Source organism: Flavobacterium sp. CF136, from assembly GCF_000282055.1.
Lineage (GTDB): Bacteria > Bacteroidota > Bacteroidia > Flavobacteriales > Flavobacteriaceae > Flavobacterium.
In genome coordinates, this window is sequence record NZ_AKJZ01000018.1 from 42,537 (window position 1) to 59,855 (window position 17,319).

Genomic DNA, 17,319 nt, shown 5'->3' on the forward strand with positions numbered 1-17,319 from the left:
TTTATATTGTTAAAAAAAGGTGTTTAGTAACCGGTATTCTGAGTTAAGTTTTTATTAGCTCCCAATGATCCTTCCGGAATTGGAAAAACACTTCTGTAAGACGGAATTGAGATTCCTTTTGCAGAATTTCCTTTCCATGCCCAGTTATAAGATCCTCCGGTATATTTTCCAAAACGAATCAAATCTTGTCTTCTGTGCGCTTCCCAGTGTAATTCACGTGCTCTTTCATCGATTAAAAAGTCAAGTGTCAGGTCGCTTAAAACAATGTTTCCAATTGTAGAGTTACTATTCGCTCTTTCTCTTAAATCATTTACATACTCCAGTGCCTTAGCGGTTGTACCGTTTCCTCCTCTTAGAGTTGCTTCTGCATACATTAGGTAAACATCGGCTAATCTGAATAATGGAAAATCAGTATCTGCATATCGGGTACTTGATCCGTTTGCTCCTGTAGATGTTTTATTAGAAAATTTAGATAAAATATAGCCCTGAGTTTTTACACCAAGATCTGCAATATCAATAGTTCTTTGTTTTGTTGGATCTCCTGCTACACCTTTTCCGATAGTATTTCTGTCATCCTGGCTAAATTTTACACCATCAAATTTTTGTGCAAATTCTTTTCTGATGCGAAGTGCTCCTGTCCAGCCTTCAACATAAAAATCGGCAGCATTATTTTCCCAGGCTCCAATTTGTCCGTTGGTTAAAACCGTTGTGGCTCCCCAGTTTTGAGATAGTGCCCCATCAGACTGAATTCCGAAAATAATTTCTTCAGAAGTATTGTTGTCTGCCTTAAAATTATCCAGATATTTTGGTTTTAAAGTATACCCTCCTGCAATGATTTCATTACACATTGTGATACAGTCATTATAACGGTCGGTTTGTGTGTAAACCTGAGCATTCAGATATATTTTTGCCAGGATCATGCGTGCCATAGACTGGTCTAATCTTCCGTAAACATTGGTTCTTGCCGGTTTTAAATTCGGTAAAACAGCTTTTAATTCACTTTCAATAAAATCAAACAATTGTTTTCTGTCGTATTGAGGTCCTCTAAAATTTAAAGGATCATTTTCAGTATACATTGGTGCTTTTCCAAACAAATCCATCATGTTATAGTAAGCATAGGCTCTTAAAACACGAACTTCGTTTCGGTAAAGTTCAATATCAGCCAAAGTTGCAGCATCCGTAATTTTTCTGGCGCTTAATTTTTCAGGCGTACTTTGACGTAAAAATTCATTAGCATAGGAAACAGAAACCATTGTTCTGCTGAACATTCCTAAAATAACAGGATTGGCAGCTGTCCAGATATTACGTTGTAATTCGGCTGTTCCACCGTCATTTTCATAACTCCAGACCAATTCGTCTGTTGTTAATTCCTGCAGGTACAATAAACATCTTGTAAACTGGCTTGTTCCTGCATCTACACCTTCTAATGCAGAATTATCAGGTCCTGTAACACCTGTTAAAGTTAAGTTTCCATAAACTCCCGCAGCAGCAGCTTTGTATCCCGCCGGAGTAGAAAATAAAACATCAGATGAAAGTACATCATCATCTTCAGAGACTACATTCAAATCATCCGTACAGGAATGAAAAACGGTAGTCAATGCTATAATTGCTATTAATATATATTTTTTCATTGGATTAAAATTTAAGGTTAAGACCAAACAAGAAAGAACGCTGTCTTGGATAAATCGTTTTGTCTACCCCGTTATTTGTAATTTCAGGGTCTAAACCGCTATATTTTGTAATTACAAAAACGTTTTGAACTCCGGTTGAGATTCTTAAAGTTGCTTTATCGTTTAACCAATTGCTTAGTGTATATCCTAAAGTTATGTTGTCCATTTTTAAGAATGAAGCATTTTCAATATAAATATCTGATAAGACTACATTTGAAGCTGTCTGAAAATTTGTATTCACAATAGAAGAAGGAATATTACTTAAAACCCCACCATTCTCCATAGAATCATATTGTGCCCTGGAAGCATCTATTGCATTAAAAATTCTGTTACCAATACTTGCTCTTAAATTGAAAGAGAAATCAAACTTTTTGTAATTCATATTGGATGCAAACCCCAAAGTAAAATCAGGATCAGGGTTATTATAGATGTATTTGTCGGCATCATTTTTAATATTGTCTCCATTCAAATCTGCAAAAGCACCGTCAATTGGTTTTCCGACAGTATCATATAATTGCTTGTAAACATAGAAAGAATAAGGAGTGAATCCTTCGCGGAAAATTTGTCCCGGAGTTCCGGTTCCGGCGATATTATCACCTAAAAAGATATCTGAACCAATAGCTAATTCAGTAATTCTTCTTTCGAATTTAGCAGCGTTAAAATTCATATTCCAGTTAAAATCTGTCGTTTTAATGGCATTGGCATTAACTGTTAATTCGATTCCTTTTGTTGTAAAACTACCAATGTTCTGATATACCCTGTTAGAATAATTACTTCCGTCTGAAGTAGCTACATTCGCTAATAAATCTTTGGAATCTTTATAATAAACATCTAAACCAGCCGTGATACGATTATCTATAAAACCGAAATCAAGACCTGCGTTATAGGTCGTTGTTTCTTCCCATTTCAAATTTTTCGTCGTTTTGTATGGAAGGGCAACCGGTATAGCGTCTGATCCGAAATAATATTCAGAATTTCCTCCTCCAACAAGATATTTCTGAAGGTATCCGTTTGGTTCCGGAATATCCTGCTGACCTGTAATACCGTAACCTAATCTTAGTTTTAAGTCGGATATAACAGTATTGTCTTTAAAGAATTCTTCTTTAATTTTCCATGCAAAAGCAGCTGCAGGGAAATTCCCCCAACGGTTTGCTTCTTCAAATCTTGAAGAACCGTCTCTTCTGTAAGACAGCGTCAGTAAATATTTGTCTCTGAAACTTAAATTAGTTCTTGCAAAAAATCCTATCAGAACCGTATCTGTGTCAAGAGTAGTTTCAGGGAATGTTGAAGGTAAATCGGGATTTAAAATATTACCGGTTTCAAATTTTGAACTTTCAAATCTTTGATACGAGTAACCTCCTGTCAATTCAACATTTAAAGAACTGAACGTTTTATTATACACTAAATACGTATCTAATAATTTGTTTTGTCTTCTTGCTTCGGTATATTCATTAGTACCATAAGGAATGTTTTCGTTTGATGGGGCCGAACCGGCATTTGCACCAACACGTCTTGTTCTTTCACCGTTTGATTCATCAAAACCAACATTTGCAACTGCTCTTAATTCAGGCAGAAAGTGAAATTTATAATCTAATTCGAAATTTCCAAAAAAGCGGTCACTAGTTCCAATATCGCGGGTATTTATTAATTGCGAAACAGGATTTCTTGCCGCTGTAGAAACCAATGGATAATTACCATTAGAATCCATACCCGTAGTATATTCAAAATAACCGTCGTACGGCGCACCTTCAACTTTTATAGGCTGAGTTGGGTCGAAACCAATTGCAGATCCTTCAACTCCATCAGTAAATCTGTTTTTTTCGTAGGCATAATTTGCAGATAATCTTGCTTTTAAATGATTATCGAAAAATGTAGGATTCATCACCAAACCAACCGTGTTTCTTTTAAACTCGTTGGTTAGTCGCAAACCTTGCTGATCAGTATTACCTAAAGTTAAGCTTGTTGGAAGGATACCAAATAAACTTCCTCTGATGGCTAAACTCTGATCTAATGATCCTGTGTTTCTGTAAATTGCTTTTTGCCAATCTGTATTTGCAGTTCCTAATTTGTCAACATCTTCCGATCTTCTTTCTTCGATAACTTTTCTGAATTCATCTGCACTAAAAACATCAACTGTTTTAGTAAGTCTTCCCGCTGAATATTGTACATTGTATTCTGCAGAGAATGATTTGCTTCCTTTTTTAGTAGTAATGATAATCACCCCGTTTGAAGCTCGTGAACCGTAAATAGCTGTTGCAGATGCGTCTTTTAAAACGGTCATCGACTCAACTGTAGCAGGATTTAAAGACGCTAAAAATGAAGCAGAACCTGTATTGGTTGTATTGTCAAGCGGTAAACCGTCAATAACGATCAAAGGATTGTTGCTTGCAAAAAGCGAGCTTCCTCCCCTGATTCTTATTTCTGATAAGGATCCCGGAGCTCCGGAAGAATTGATGGTTAAACCCGCTACCCTTCCATTAAGCAGATTTTCAGTAGTAATATTGTTTCCTTTATTAAAATCTTTTGTAGTAAGTGATGTAACGGCACCGGTAGCATCTTTCTTTTTTACAGATCCGTATCCTACCTGAACGACAACTTCTTTAAGTAAATTAGTGTCTTCCTGAAGATAAACAGTCAGGTCCTTTTTTGTTCCAATGGTTACGGTTTGAGTTGTGTAACCTGTGTAAGAGAAAGTAATTTGGTTTTCTGGCTTTACGCCGGAAAATTCAAATTTTCCATCAAAATCTGTCGAGGCATTTAAATTCCCTCCTGACACTTTTATGTTCACTCCCGGTATGGGCTGTCCTGAACTTTTGTCCAGAACAACTCCTTTGATTTTGTTCTGAGCGAAAACACAAAACGGGAGCAGAAGTAATAAGAGCAAAACTCTGTTGTGAATTTTTTTCATACTTTTTAATTGGGTTAGTTTAAGTTAGTTTTTGTTTAAAGTTGTTTTCATTGGCTTGCTATGAATAAAAAACGAAACAATGTTATTCAAACGTTATAGCTCGTCAAATCACATTGCAAATTAAGGATACAACAAGTTTTTATGACAGGGAAAAATTCATTTATAAAAGGGGACAATTTCGTAAAAGCCTACATACCGCACTTTAAAAAAACATATTTGTCATTTTTTTACTCTAAAAAAAACGACATAACAAATAATCGGTCATTCTAATAATATATTTAATAATCAATTAAGTTATAGTTTTTAATCGGTACATTTTTAATACTTGAAAGAATAATCCTTAAATTATAAAAAACGTAGAAATCACAACCAGCAATTCATCCAAAAAGCAAAATGTTATTTTTACCATTATATAATAAATCCTTAATTTCGCAAAGTATGCAGATTTCACCTATATTCATATAAAAAACTGATCTGGGCTTTCAGATCACATTTCTTCTATTTTTCGTATATGAAAGAACAGGAAGCTTTTTAACAAAAAATCTATGAATAAGCTAAAGTCTTTTCTTCTTATTATTTTTCTTTCTTTAAAAGTATTTGGACAGAATTATCCAATAAAGCATCTTGATATTGCATCAGGTCTTTCTAATAATTCTGTTGCATCAATATATCAGGATCAAAATGGGTATATGTGGTTTGGAACTTTTGACGGACTCAACAGATATGATGGAAATGATTTTAAAATTTACCGCCATATCCATACTGATCCTAATTCTATTCAGGGAAATGCGATAAGCTGTATTGAAGGTGACTATAAAAATAATTTGTGGATAGGAACAACAGCAGGTCCTGTTGTTTTTAATGCTGAACGTTCGTCTTTTACTCCATTGAAATATTTCGGAATGGATAAAAAAGCTAAGCAGTTAAAAATTACTGCTTATGAAATAATTGCTGTACATTCTCAAAACATAATTCTTGTCGCAACAAAAGAGGCGATCGTACTTTATAAAGAAGGGGAGCAAATTGGAACGGCAATTCCTTTTAATGGAAAATTAAATTACATAGCCAGATCCATATCTTATGATGCAAAGAAAAAAATATTTTATGTATTTATTACTGGCTCAGGTCTTTGCCAGTATGATATTAAATCAAATAAAATAACACTTCTCAACAATACAATTACAGTTGCAAATTGTATAAAGCTGACCAATGAGGGGCTGTGGATTGGCTCTGATGAAGGTGCTTATTTATATAATCCAGGCCTGAATACATATTCTAAAAATCAGTTTTCGGAAAAAACATCTGTACGCGATTTTTTTCAGCAAGACAACAGACTTTGGATTGCCACTGACGGTGCCGGTGTTTACACTATTACAAAAAACCAGTCTACTCCTGTTTTATATCGTGCAAGTGGCCCTGTTGCATTACTTAAAAGCAAATCTCTTTATGATATTTTCGAAAGCAAAAACGGAGAAATATGGTTCGGAACCCTACGCGGAGGTGTAAGTATGATGGGTAAAAAGCCTCTCTATTTTAATCATTTTAAAAGCAAGGATCCAATAACCAATAAAGAAGACGAAGATCCTGCCGCAAACTTCATGCTTTCTTTTTGTGAAGATGAAAAGAAAAATATCTGGATAGGCACAGATGGCGCCGGAATACGTTACTGGAACAGAAAACAAAACACCTACGACGTCTACTCTACTACATCATCATCCGGCAGAAAAATTCAAAGTAATTTTGTTACAAGTATCGTCAGGGATTCTGATAATGCCATCTGGGTAGCTATGTGGAAAGGCGGAGTATGCCGTATCGATCCAAAATCAAAGGCAATTCAGAATTTTTCCATTTATAATCAATTCACTAAAAAAGCAGAGCAGGAATCATGGCTGCTCTTTTTAGATTCAAAAAAAACGTTGTGGCTAGCCGTAACTAATGCTGGTGCATTATATCAATTTGACAGGAAACAAAATAAATTTGTCTGCTACAGTAATACTTTACGCGATGTTACTTCTCTTTATGAAACCAAAGACGGAAAAATCTGGGGCGGAACATTCAATTCTTTTTTTGAAATAGATCCAAAAACAAAAAAAGTAAAAAACTATCATTCTGATTATAACATCAGATGTATTACTGAAGATCAAAATAAGAATCTTTGGATTGGTACTGTAGAAGGAGGTCTGCTTTTATTCAACAGAAAAGCAGGCACTTTCAAAAAATACACTACTCAAAATGGTCTTTCAAGCAATACTGTACTCCGTCTTTTAGAAGATAAACAAGGAAATTTATGGATGAGTACGTATCACGGAATCTCAAGATTTAATCCTAAGAATAATACTTTTAGGAATTTTGGGGTCACTGATGGACTGCAGGGAACACAATTTAGCTGGAATGCAGGTACGAAACTTTCAACTGGAGAATTTATTTTTGGAGGTATAAACGGATTCAATGTTTTTGATCCCGATAACATAAAAGACAAAAAAAATACCGGCAAGTTTCTGCTAAATGATTTGTTGGTGAACAATGAGTCTTTAAAACTGAACAGTCCATATATAACAGAAAAAAAACTCGATATGATAAGTGCTGCCGAGCTCCCTTATGAAAAATCGGCATTAAGTTTTGATTTCGTTTATCTGGATTATGTCAATTCTGAAAAAATAAATACCGCTTACTTTCTCGAAGGCTGGGATAAAAACTGGAATTATACCACAAAGGATAACAGAGCAAATTATTCCAGACTGACTGAAGGAACTTATATTTTTAAAGTAAAGACAACCGATGTTTTTGGAAACTGGACCAATGAAGTAACGCTGGCAACGGTAAAAATTCTTCCGCCCTGGTACAGAACATGGTGGGCTTATACTTTTTATCTAATCGCTGCTGCCGGTGCAATTTATGCCTACGTAGGGTATCATAAAAACAAGGAAAGACTTCGCTATGAAATAAAGCTTACCCGTATGGAGCATAAAAAAGACAAAGAACATGCTGAAAAACAGTTTTCCATGTTCACTTATATGGCTCATGAATTGCGCACTCCCTTGTCTTTAATTATAAATCCGCTTAAAAGTGCAATTGAAAGAAAAAACCGTTCTGAAGATGATCTTGATATAAATCTGGCCTATAAAAATGCTAAACGATTATTGGGTCTTACAGATCAATTACTACTATTTAGAAAAGCAGAAACGGATCTTGATGAACTCAAAATTTCTAAGATTAATTTAAACAGCTTGTGCCGGGAAATTTACGAAAGCTTTACGCAAATGGCTGCAGTTAAAAGTTTAAATTATCAGTTTATTGAAGAAAAAACAACCGTTGAAATATATGGCGATTATGAAAAAATAGAGATTACTCTTTTTAATTTAATCTCAAATGCTTTCAAATTCACCCCTAATAAAGGATCTATAAGTATTCAGATAATTGAGAACACTGCTGATGTTTCTATTATTATATCGGATACCGGAAGTGGAATTCATGAAAATGATATTGATACTATTTTTGAAAAATTCAAGCAAATTCAGTCTAAAGCCAGCAATGGTTTTGGAATAGGCCTTTATATTGCCAAATATTTTGTGAATAAACATCATGGTGAATTAAAGTGTAAAAGTAAAGTAGGAAAAGGTACTTCGTTTACTATTATACTTCCAAAAGGAAAAAGTCATTTTGCAGAAATGAACATAAACGAGAATCATCCGCATATGTCCTCACTTGTGGGAGAACTTCTTGAAGGAATGCCGTCAGATAATCTAAATACATCTAAAAGCAGTAATCAACCATCAAATTCTGAAAATATCCAGTCAGCATTAATCAGTACAAAAAAAGTATTGCTAATTGTTGAAGACAATCCCGAAATGAATCATTATCTCGTACAGCTTTTCTCCAAAAACTACATTGTTTATTCGGCAGCAAATGGATTAGAAGGACTAAAACTTGTCCAAAAACACATGCCTGATATTGTACTAAGCGATATTTCTATGGAAGGCATGAATGGTTTGGATTTATGTAAAGAAATCAAACAAAATGATGATTTAAGCCATATTCCGGTGATACTTCTCACGGCTACAACCAGTAACGACATCCATTTGCAAAGTATCACAGAAGGAGCTGATGATTATGTCACCAAACCTTTTGACAGTGAAATACTTCTGGCGCGGGTAGATGCCGTTCTTCGAAACAGAGGACAATTGCGAAAGTATTTTCTGGACAGCATAACACTTCGTGAAAATGTAAATAAGGTTCCTCTCGAATATAAAGAGTTTCTTGATAAATGTATCGAAATCGTCGAAGCCAATCTTGAAAACAGCGAATTTAACCTAAAGAGTTTCTCTGCTGCAATGGGTATGAGCCATTCCAGTCTTTACAAAAAGATTAAAGCAATTTCAGGACAAACCGTAAATGTTTTTATCAGATCTATCAGAATCCGCAGAGGCGCAGTAATTATGCTTACTGAAAATATTAATATCGCGCAGGTTGGTCCTCTGGTTGGTATAGAAGATCAGCGCTATTTCCGTCAACAGTTCGTAAAATTGTTTGGTATGAAACCTTCAGAGTATATCAAAAAATATAGAAATTCTTTTAATAAGGAATTGAATATCATTCAGAAAGGAGATATTAGATAGATTCGAAACCAAATGATTTTAGAATTAGAAATTATTTCATAGTTTAGAAATTTTCACGACACTAAATTATTGGATTTTTGAATTATTAATTTAAGATACAAGTGCAATAATCTTCAATAAACTGGTTAGATATTTGAATGCTTCCCGCTACTAAAACAAAAGCTTCAGAGAAATCTGGAGCTTTTTTTATGCTTTAAAAAGTCTTAGTATAATTCTGTAAAATACACAAATCTACTGCTTTCCATGAAAAGGGGTTCGAATACCGTCAGGTTAAAAACAATTCTTGGACTTGAATATTTAAAAACTAAAATGTTAAAAATGAACATTTTATGTTTTTTCTTCATTAAAATTTTAAAGATTTTATAAATTTTGATGTTCCCTTTTACGCAAAAAAGTAAAATAAAAATCATTAATTTACTCAACTTACTGATAATCAATATTTTATAAAATAAAAAAAGTAGGAAAAAAGGGTGTTTTTCCCCTTTTTTCCTACTTTTTTATTTTTTTAATTTGGATAAATAATGTAGGATGTATTAAAACTTTATCACGAAATGATTTTTGAAATTATTCAGATTATTACAGAACAAGTAAACAACTATCTCGAAGAAATTGGGCTGGACAAATCTGTAGTTGCTGAAAATATTGCTTTTTTAGAATCTCAAAATGAAGATATAGGTACAGCCTTAAAAGATGGTGTGGCACTTACGTTAATCAATTTAGACGAAGAAGCTACTTTAAAAAACTTCCCAAATCATACTATTGAAAATACCAAAACAATTTATAAAAACAGTATCATCAATTTAAATCTGTATTTACTTTTTAGTGCCAACAGAGACAAATATGTCAATTCACTTAAAGACATTTCAAAAATTATTGAATTTTTTCAGGGAAAAAGACTTTTTACCCAAGCCAACACTATTTATAACAGAAGCAGTAGCGCAATGAGCAATGTAGACAACTTTAGATTTACGGTTGAGCTCTACACTCCCACTTTTGAAGAGTTAAATTATATCTGGGGAACGTTAGGCGGCAAGCAGCTTCCATCGGCTTTATATAAAGTGAGTATGATACAAATTGAACGCAATATTGTACAAGCAGAAGGACAAGTTATCGGCGAGTTCACAGGAATAACCAAAAGAAAAGAACAGTCATGAGTTTTGCTGCTACATATGGATTGTTATTTGAAGTAACGCTTCTTCATAATTATTTTTTGAATAATGGAGAAGAAACTTTTGCAAGTATGACAAATGCTGATAAAGAAAAAATGCTGCAGCAATTTGATACAGATGCATTTACAGCAATAACGCCAACTTTAGAAACCAATATTGTACTTAAAAACTACAAAATGATATTCAAAAAAAACAAAACAGGTTTCGGAGTATACATTAAAGTGAAAGATGAATTGGATCCATTTATAAAAGTCCCAGTTGATTTAAACTTAAAATTTTTAATCAAAACCAATGATTATCAATTCGAAAATTATACTAATCTGGACTTTGCTTTTAGTCAGGTATTTTTATTTAGCAACGTTAGACCTTTAACTGAACCCGTTTCATTTGAATATCTTCCAAAAATAAATGACAACAAACTAATTTCAAATGCCTATTTAGTATCTGAAGAAACCACTGCCAATTTAATTTCGACACTGCAGCCGTCAGAACAACAAAATGTCTTTGGGCTTATTTCATTAACCGCTAAGTGCGACGACAGTTCAGGAAACATTGTAGATGATTTGGGAAAAATGATAAGTCCAAATTTTAAAATTCATTTTGATAATCGAAAAACGCTTTGGAGGTACATCAATCGTAAAGCAGGAACTGTAATTAACACTATTAACGCAAAACCATTAACGCGCTCCGGTTTTGTTGAAATTGACCCGCTTAACGATTTTAATCCTTCAGAACCGGCAGAAAGTCAATATCCAAATCCATCTGTAAAATCAATAACAAAAATCAATAGTGATTACTATTCGGAAATATTTATTTAATAATTAAAAAACAAATCAATTATGGCAACAACTTACAAAACGCCTGGAGTATATGTTGAGGAAATCGTAAAGTTTCCCCCTTCTGTTGCCCAGGTAGAAACAGCGATTCCTGCTTTTATTGGCTATACCGAAAAAGCCACGAACAAGATTAATGGAGATTTGAAATTGAAACCAACAAGAATAACATCTCTTTTAGAATACGAACGCTTTTTTGGCTTTGCAAAACCAGAGACAACAATTAGTGTTACCATTAATGATGTTTCAACTGATAATGGAGACACAAGATCTATTGTTGTCGATCAGCCAACTTCAAAACAGCCTTTTTTGATGTATTATTCATTGCAGTTGTTCTTTGCAAATGGCGGCGGTCCTTGCTACATTATTTCGGTAGGGCGTTATGGAAATGATTTAGATGAAGCAGACACTCAGATCACAGCAATCAATAACAGCACTGCGTTGAACGACGGATTAGCAGAATTAGAAAAGGTAGACGAACCAACACTAATTCTATTTCCCGATGCCACAAAAGTAAGTGGAATAACTATAACTGATTTCTACGGATTATACAATAATGCATTAATGCAATGCCAAAATCTTCAGGATAGATTTACCTTAATTGATACTTTAAATTATGATGAATCAAGCCCAACAGATACTAATATAGATGATTTAAGAGCTAAAATTAGTTCTGAAAAAGACACTATTAAATACGGAGCTGTTTATTATCCTCACTTAGAAACCATACTGGATTATGCTTTTGACAGCAGTAAAATTATATTAAAACATTACTCTTACACAGCAAAAGCGTATGATCAAATTGCTGCAGGACTGGTAGCTATCGAAAATCCAACTACAGGAATTGATGCGACTGTAGCTAAATTAATTGATGTCACCACTGTTCCCGGAAATATTTCCGGCCAAATGAGTGATCTGCTTTTACAGATGTACAGTAATGATGCAACCGGTTTTGATTTAGGCGGAACCTTTGTTAGTAACCCTGCCAAAAAAACAGCTTTCCTGAATAAACTGAATGTTCTGCTAACTTCTTTAGAAAGTTTATCGCTGTTGAGAAATTCGCTGAACGACGAAGCAAATGCTGCAATCAGCACGATATCTGATGAGGATATGGTTATTGCCAATAGTATCTCAAGTGCTTTAACTGCGTTTAATCTGAACTTTACTGACACAAGCAAAATTGACTCTGTATATAAAAATTTAAAAACATTAAAAAAGAAAATACAGGACGAGAACGCAACGGCTAAACTGCTTAAAATTATATCAACTGATACTGTAAGTTTTGATAAAGAATTAAAAAAACTTGTAGACTATACTCCTTTGAATACTCAAACAGCAATTACGATAGTTACAAATAACTTTTCTGGTATTAAAGCATCCCTGCTTACACTTGTAAATGCTATTAAATCTGTTAGTGGAAAAGATGTAAATAATGGAGCATTAAACGGAAGAAAATTAAGCACTTTGGAAAGTATCGACAATGCGACTTTTAATAAAATACTTACTGAAATTTACAACCTGCCAATAACACTTCCTCCAAGCTCTGCTATTGCGGGAGTTTATGCCAGAGTTGACAGAGACAGAGGCGTATGGAAAGCTCCTGCAAATGTAAGTCTGAATTATGTAATAAAACCAACCGTTCAAATAACAAATACCATTCAGGACAATTTAAATATTGATACTGTTGCAGGTAAATCTATCAACGCTATCAGAACCTTTACCGGCAAAGGAACCTTGGTTTGGGGGTCAAGAACCTTAGCCGGTAATGATAGTGAATGGCGTTATGTACCGGTTCGCCGCTTCTTCAATATGGCCGAGGAATCTATTAAAAAAGCAACCGAACAGTTTGTTTTTGAACCTAACGATGCCAATACCTGGATAAGAGTAAGAGCTATGATTGAAAATTTCTTAATTCTTCAATGGAGAGCCGGAGCTTTGGCAGGAGCGAAACCAGAACAAGCTTTTTATGTAAGAATCGGACTGGGACAAACCATGTCGGCTATGGATATTTTAGACGGCAAAATGATCATCGAAATTGGTCTGGCAGTAGTTCGTCCGGCTGAGTTCATCATTCTTCGTTTCTCTCACAAAATGCAGGAATCTTAATTATAAATCATCATTAAAAAAATATAGATCATGAGTTATCCATTACCAAAGTTTCATTTCTCAGTTGACTGGGGTGGAACAAAAATAGGTTTTACAGAAGTTTCCGGATTAGATGTAGAAACTGAAGTTATTGAGTATCGTCAGGGTGCAAGTCCGGAATACAGCAAAATTAAGATGCCGGGTATGCAGAAGTACTCTAACATTACCATGAAAAGAGGCACTTTTAAAAGCGATAATGAGTATTACGCCTGGTGGAATACGGTAAAACTAAACACCATCGAAAGAAGGGATATCACCATCAAATTACTTAATGAGGAACACGAACCAGTGATTACCTGGAAAGTAAAAAATGCATGGCCGACAAAAGTTCAATCGACTGATTTAAAAGCCGACGGAAACGAAGTCGCCATCGAGTCAATTGAACTGGTTCATGAAGGTTTATCTATTCAAAATGACTAGTCATGGCTAACTATTATCCACCCGTAGGTTTTCATTTCCTGGTTGAATTTGATCAACTGGGCACAAAAGAAAAAGACCATCAATTTCAATCCGTATCAGGACTTTCTGTAGATCTTGAAACAGAAGAAATTGTCGAGGGTGGAGAAAACAGATTCAAACACAAACTTCCCGTTAAAACCAAATATCCCAATTTGGTTTTAAAAAGGGGGATACTTATTGATTCTGACGTAATTGAATGGTGCAGAAAAGCATTAGAAAATTTCGAGTTTAAGCCCGTAGATTTAACTGTAAAACTCTTGAATCAAGACCATGAGCCTTTAATGCACTGGAAAGTTATACATGCCTATCCCGTAAAATGGGCAGTTGAAGATTTTAGTGCTTTAGAAAGCAAAATTGTTGTTGAAAGCTTTGAGCTTGCTTATAATTATTTCACTCTTCATAAAAAATAATTTTACCATGCCAATTGAAATCAAAGAGCTTCACATTAAAATAAACGTGAACGAAAACTCAAATTCGGGTGCAAAACCAGCTTCTTCATCAGCTGCTGCTGAAAAAGATACTGTAGCCGAATGTGTCGAGCAAGTAATGAAGATTATTGAACGAAAAAAAGAACGCTAATATGACAACGACTAATGGTGAATTAAAAAAACTGAAGATCATTGCTTATAGCGATCCTCAATTCAACAATCCAATTTCGGATATTGAAGAGTTCATTACTTTGATGAATCCCGAAAAGTATACTTTTCATTACAAGATAGAGCAAGATACAACTCAAGCCGCTGGAACGAGCAGCCCTGCACCAAGATTTACAGCAATTGCGCCGGAGGAATTAGAATTGGATTTTGTTTTTGATCGAACAGGTGTTATTGCCGGCAAGGAAACTACCGAAAATGGAGTTATTGAAGACATTGAGCATTTTAGAAAAGTGATTTTAGAATATAATGGTACTGAACATAAGCCAAACTATTTAAAAATTGCCTGGGGAAGCCTGCTGTTTAAAGGATCTCTCACGGAAATGACCATTGAGTATAAACTTTTCAGGCCAGATGGAACACCCATTAGAGCCATTGCAAAAGGAAAATTCAAAGGAGTTGTTGAAGATGAGTTAAGAGCAAAACAGCAAAACAATCAATCTCCGGATTTAACACACACCCGAATTGTAAAAGCTGGCGATACGCTTCCGTTAATGTCTTTTAGAATCTATGGTGATTCCAAATATTATCTCGAAGTAGCAAGAGCCAACAAGCTTATCAATTTCAGAAAATTAAAAATTGGTCAAAAAATATTTTTCCCTCCTCTACAAAAACAACAATAGATGAACAATAGCGGCGTCATACAAACCAGTAAAAGTGCAGATTTAGTAACGCACAAATTGCTCATTGAGGGAAATGAGCTGTCTGGTATTTACCAGGTAATGAGCATTGTAGTTCATAATGAGGTCAATAGAATACCTATGGCGCAAATTATTTTGACCGATGGAGATGCTGCAGCACGAGATTTTAAATTAAGTAATGAAGATTTGCTCATTCCGGGAAAAAAAATAGAAATAAAAGCAGGCTATCACAGTGACGAGGAAACTATTTACAAAGGAATAGTGGTAAAACATTCCATAAAAATAAAAGATAATTCATCCCTGTTAATTGTGGAATGCAAAGACGAAGCAGTAAAAATGACCATTGGGAGAAAAAGCAAATATTTTTATGATGTAAAAGACAGTGATGCTTTTGAAGACATTATAGGTACTTACGGATTAGAAAAAGATGTGGAAAGCACTAATTATAGTCATAAAGAGCTAGTGCAGTACAATACTTCCGATTGGGATTTTATTGTTTCCCGCGCACAAGCCAATGGAAAATTATGTTTTGTTGAAAACGGCAAAATTTCGATTAAAAAACCAGATTTGGCTTCTGAACCAGTTGAAACAGTTGCTTTTGGTGCTAGTATGCTCGATTTTGATGCCGAAATAGATGCCCGAAATCAGTTTGCCAAAGTTTCATCCTACAGCTGGAATGCCTCCAATCAGGAATTATTAGAAATTGAAGCCAAAGATCCCAGCGTAAGCTTAAACGGAAATTTGTCTGCTTCGGATTTATCCGATATAGTAAAGCTGGAAAATTTAGAATTACGTCACGGCGGTCATGTTACCGATACCGAATTGCAAGATTGGGCCGATGCAAAATTATTATTTCAACAACTGTCAAAAGTTCGCGGAAGAGTAAAATTCCAAGGCATTCCCGCAGTAAAACCTAACACGATTATTACACTTGAAGGCGTAGGAGATCGTTTCAATGGCAAAGCATACATTACGGGAGTTTTCCATGAAATTGCAAACGGCAATTGGACTGTAAACGCGCAGTTTGGATTGAATCCAGAATGGTTTTCTGAAACGTATGATGTCAATACACCATCGGCCTCGGGAATAATTCCATCCATAAAAGGACTGCATATTGGTATTGTAACCCAGCTTCAGGACGATCCCGATGGTGAAGACAGAATTCTGGTAAAAATCCCAATTATCAATAACGAAGAACAGGGCATCTGGTGCAGAGTAGCGGCCCTGGATGCAGGTGACAACAGAGGTACTTTTTTCAGGCCTGAAATTGAAGACGAAGTAATTATTGGCTTCATCAACGAAGATCCTAATGATGCCATTGTTTTAGGAATGCTCCACAGCAGCGCAAAACCCGCTCCGCTAAAAGCAGCTGACGATAACCACCAAAAAGGAATTTTTACAAGAAGTGAAATGAAAGTGCTTTTTGATGATGATAAAAAATCGATAGCCATTGAAACTCCGGCAGGAAAAAAAATAACACTGGACGAAGACAAAGGATCTATCATTATTGAAGACGAAAATTCGAACGTGATTACAATTGACAGCGCAGGAATAAAGATGGAAAGCGCAGGCGATATTTCAATAAAGGCAACAGGTGATGTAAAAATTGAAGGTACCAATGTAAATTTAAAAGCAACCGCCCAATTTAAAGCCGAAGGCAGTGCTGGCGCAGAAATGTCGTCGGCAGCGGTGGCGATTGTAAAAGGCAGTATTGTTCAGATAAATTAAATTATTTCTATTGCTTTCAATTAAAAAATCTTTTAACACATAGAAACATAGTTTTTTATGTCGAAAAAAGAAAGTAAAAGAAACAAGTTTCCACACATAGCTGAACTATGTGCATTTAAATTAGTAAAACGCCTTTTTTTTAAAGCTGCAGAAAACTATGTTTCTATGTGTTAAAATAATTACAACTAACTTAATAATTATAATAATGGGAGCACCAGCCGCAAGAATCAATGATATGCATGTTTGCCCAATGGTAACAGCAACTGTCCCTCATGTAGGCGGACCGATATTACCACCGGGTACACCTACAGTGCTGATAGGCGGCCAACCGGCAGCCTGCCTGGGAGATATGATCACTTGTACCGGGCCTCCAGATAGTATTATAGCTGGCTCAGCCACAGTGCTTATTGGAGGAAAACCAGCAGCAAGAATGGGAGATTCAACTGCGCATGGCGGAACAATTATAATAGGTTGCCCAACCGTTTTAATAGGCTAAT

General features: G+C 35.0%; 12 protein-coding genes. 10 read left to right on the forward strand and 2 right to left on the reverse strand.

Annotated elements, in window-relative coordinates:
• Positions 1–23 precede the first annotated feature (23 nt).
• Positions 24–1,631: a RagB/SusD family nutrient uptake outer membrane protein gene (locus tag PMI10_RS07935; RefSeq protein WP_007806472.1), complete on the reverse strand. Its 1,608-nt coding sequence runs from the start codon at positions 1,629–1,631 to the stop codon at positions 24–26.
• 4 nt (positions 1,632–1,635) lie between these two features.
• A complete protein-coding gene (locus PMI10_RS07940) occupies positions 1,636–4,578 on the reverse strand; it encodes a SusC/RagA family TonB-linked outer membrane protein (protein WP_007806474.1) in 2,943 nt (980 codons plus the stop codon).
• Positions 4,579–5,123: 545 nt separating this feature from the next.
• Between PMI10_RS07940 and PMI10_RS07945 the strand changes: the two genes are divergently transcribed.
• From PMI10_RS07945 to PMI10_RS07990, 10 genes are all read left to right on the forward strand, one after another.
• Positions 5,124–9,194 carry a hybrid sensor histidine kinase/response regulator transcription factor gene (locus tag PMI10_RS07945; RefSeq protein WP_007806476.1) on the forward strand — a complete coding sequence of 1,357 codons (4,071 nt, stop codon included), beginning with the start codon at positions 5,124–5,126 and terminating at the stop codon, positions 9,192–9,194.
• A 551-nt stretch (positions 9,195–9,745) separates the two neighbouring features.
• On the forward strand, positions 9,746–10,348 hold the full coding sequence (locus tag PMI10_RS07955) for a DUF4255 domain-containing protein (RefSeq protein ID WP_007806478.1): 603 nt from the start codon (positions 9,746–9,748) through the stop codon (positions 10,346–10,348).
• The gene (locus PMI10_RS07960; protein ID WP_007806480.1) at positions 10,345–11,181 is read left to right on the forward strand and encodes a hypothetical protein; all 837 of its coding nucleotides are present in this window, start codon (positions 10,345–10,347) and stop codon (positions 11,179–11,181) included. Before PMI10_RS07955 ends, PMI10_RS07960 begins: the two co-directional genes overlap by 4 nt.
• A gap of 21 nt (positions 11,182–11,202) precedes the next feature.
• Positions 11,203–13,302 (forward strand): phage tail sheath C-terminal domain-containing protein, encoded by a 2,100-nt coding sequence (locus PMI10_RS07965; protein ID WP_007806482.1) that lies wholly within the window; start codon positions 11,203–11,205, stop codon positions 13,300–13,302.
• Positions 13,303–13,332: 30 nt separating this feature from the next.
• Positions 13,333–13,761, forward strand: coding sequence for a phage tail protein (locus tag PMI10_RS07970; protein WP_007806487.1), 429 nt, complete (start codon positions 13,333–13,335; stop codon positions 13,759–13,761).
• A 2-nt stretch (positions 13,762–13,763) separates the two neighbouring features.
• Positions 13,764–14,210: a phage tail protein gene (locus tag PMI10_RS07975; RefSeq protein ID WP_007806489.1), complete on the forward strand. Its 447-nt coding sequence runs from the start codon at positions 13,764–13,766 to the stop codon at positions 14,208–14,210.
• A gap of 7 nt (positions 14,211–14,217) precedes the next feature.
• Complete coding sequence (locus PMI10_RS22200) at positions 14,218–14,379, forward strand: DUF5908 family protein (RefSeq protein ID WP_007806491.1); 162 nt, start codon at positions 14,218–14,220, stop codon at positions 14,377–14,379.
• Between the two features lies 1 nt (position 14,380).
• Positions 14,381–15,076 carry a CIS tube protein gene (locus PMI10_RS07980; protein ID WP_007806492.1) on the forward strand — a complete coding sequence of 232 codons (696 nt, stop codon included), beginning with the start codon at positions 14,381–14,383 and terminating at the stop codon, positions 15,074–15,076.
• Positions 15,077–16,822, forward strand: a complete 1,746-nt coding sequence (gene vgrG / locus PMI10_RS07985; protein WP_007806493.1) for a type VI secretion system tip protein VgrG — start codon at positions 15,077–15,079, stop codon at positions 16,820–16,822.
• A 205-nt stretch (positions 16,823–17,027) separates the two neighbouring features.
• Positions 17,028–17,318 (forward strand): PAAR domain-containing protein, encoded by a 291-nt coding sequence (locus tag PMI10_RS07990; protein ID WP_007806495.1) that lies wholly within the window; start codon positions 17,028–17,030, stop codon positions 17,316–17,318.
• Position 17,319: the final 1 nt, after the last annotated feature.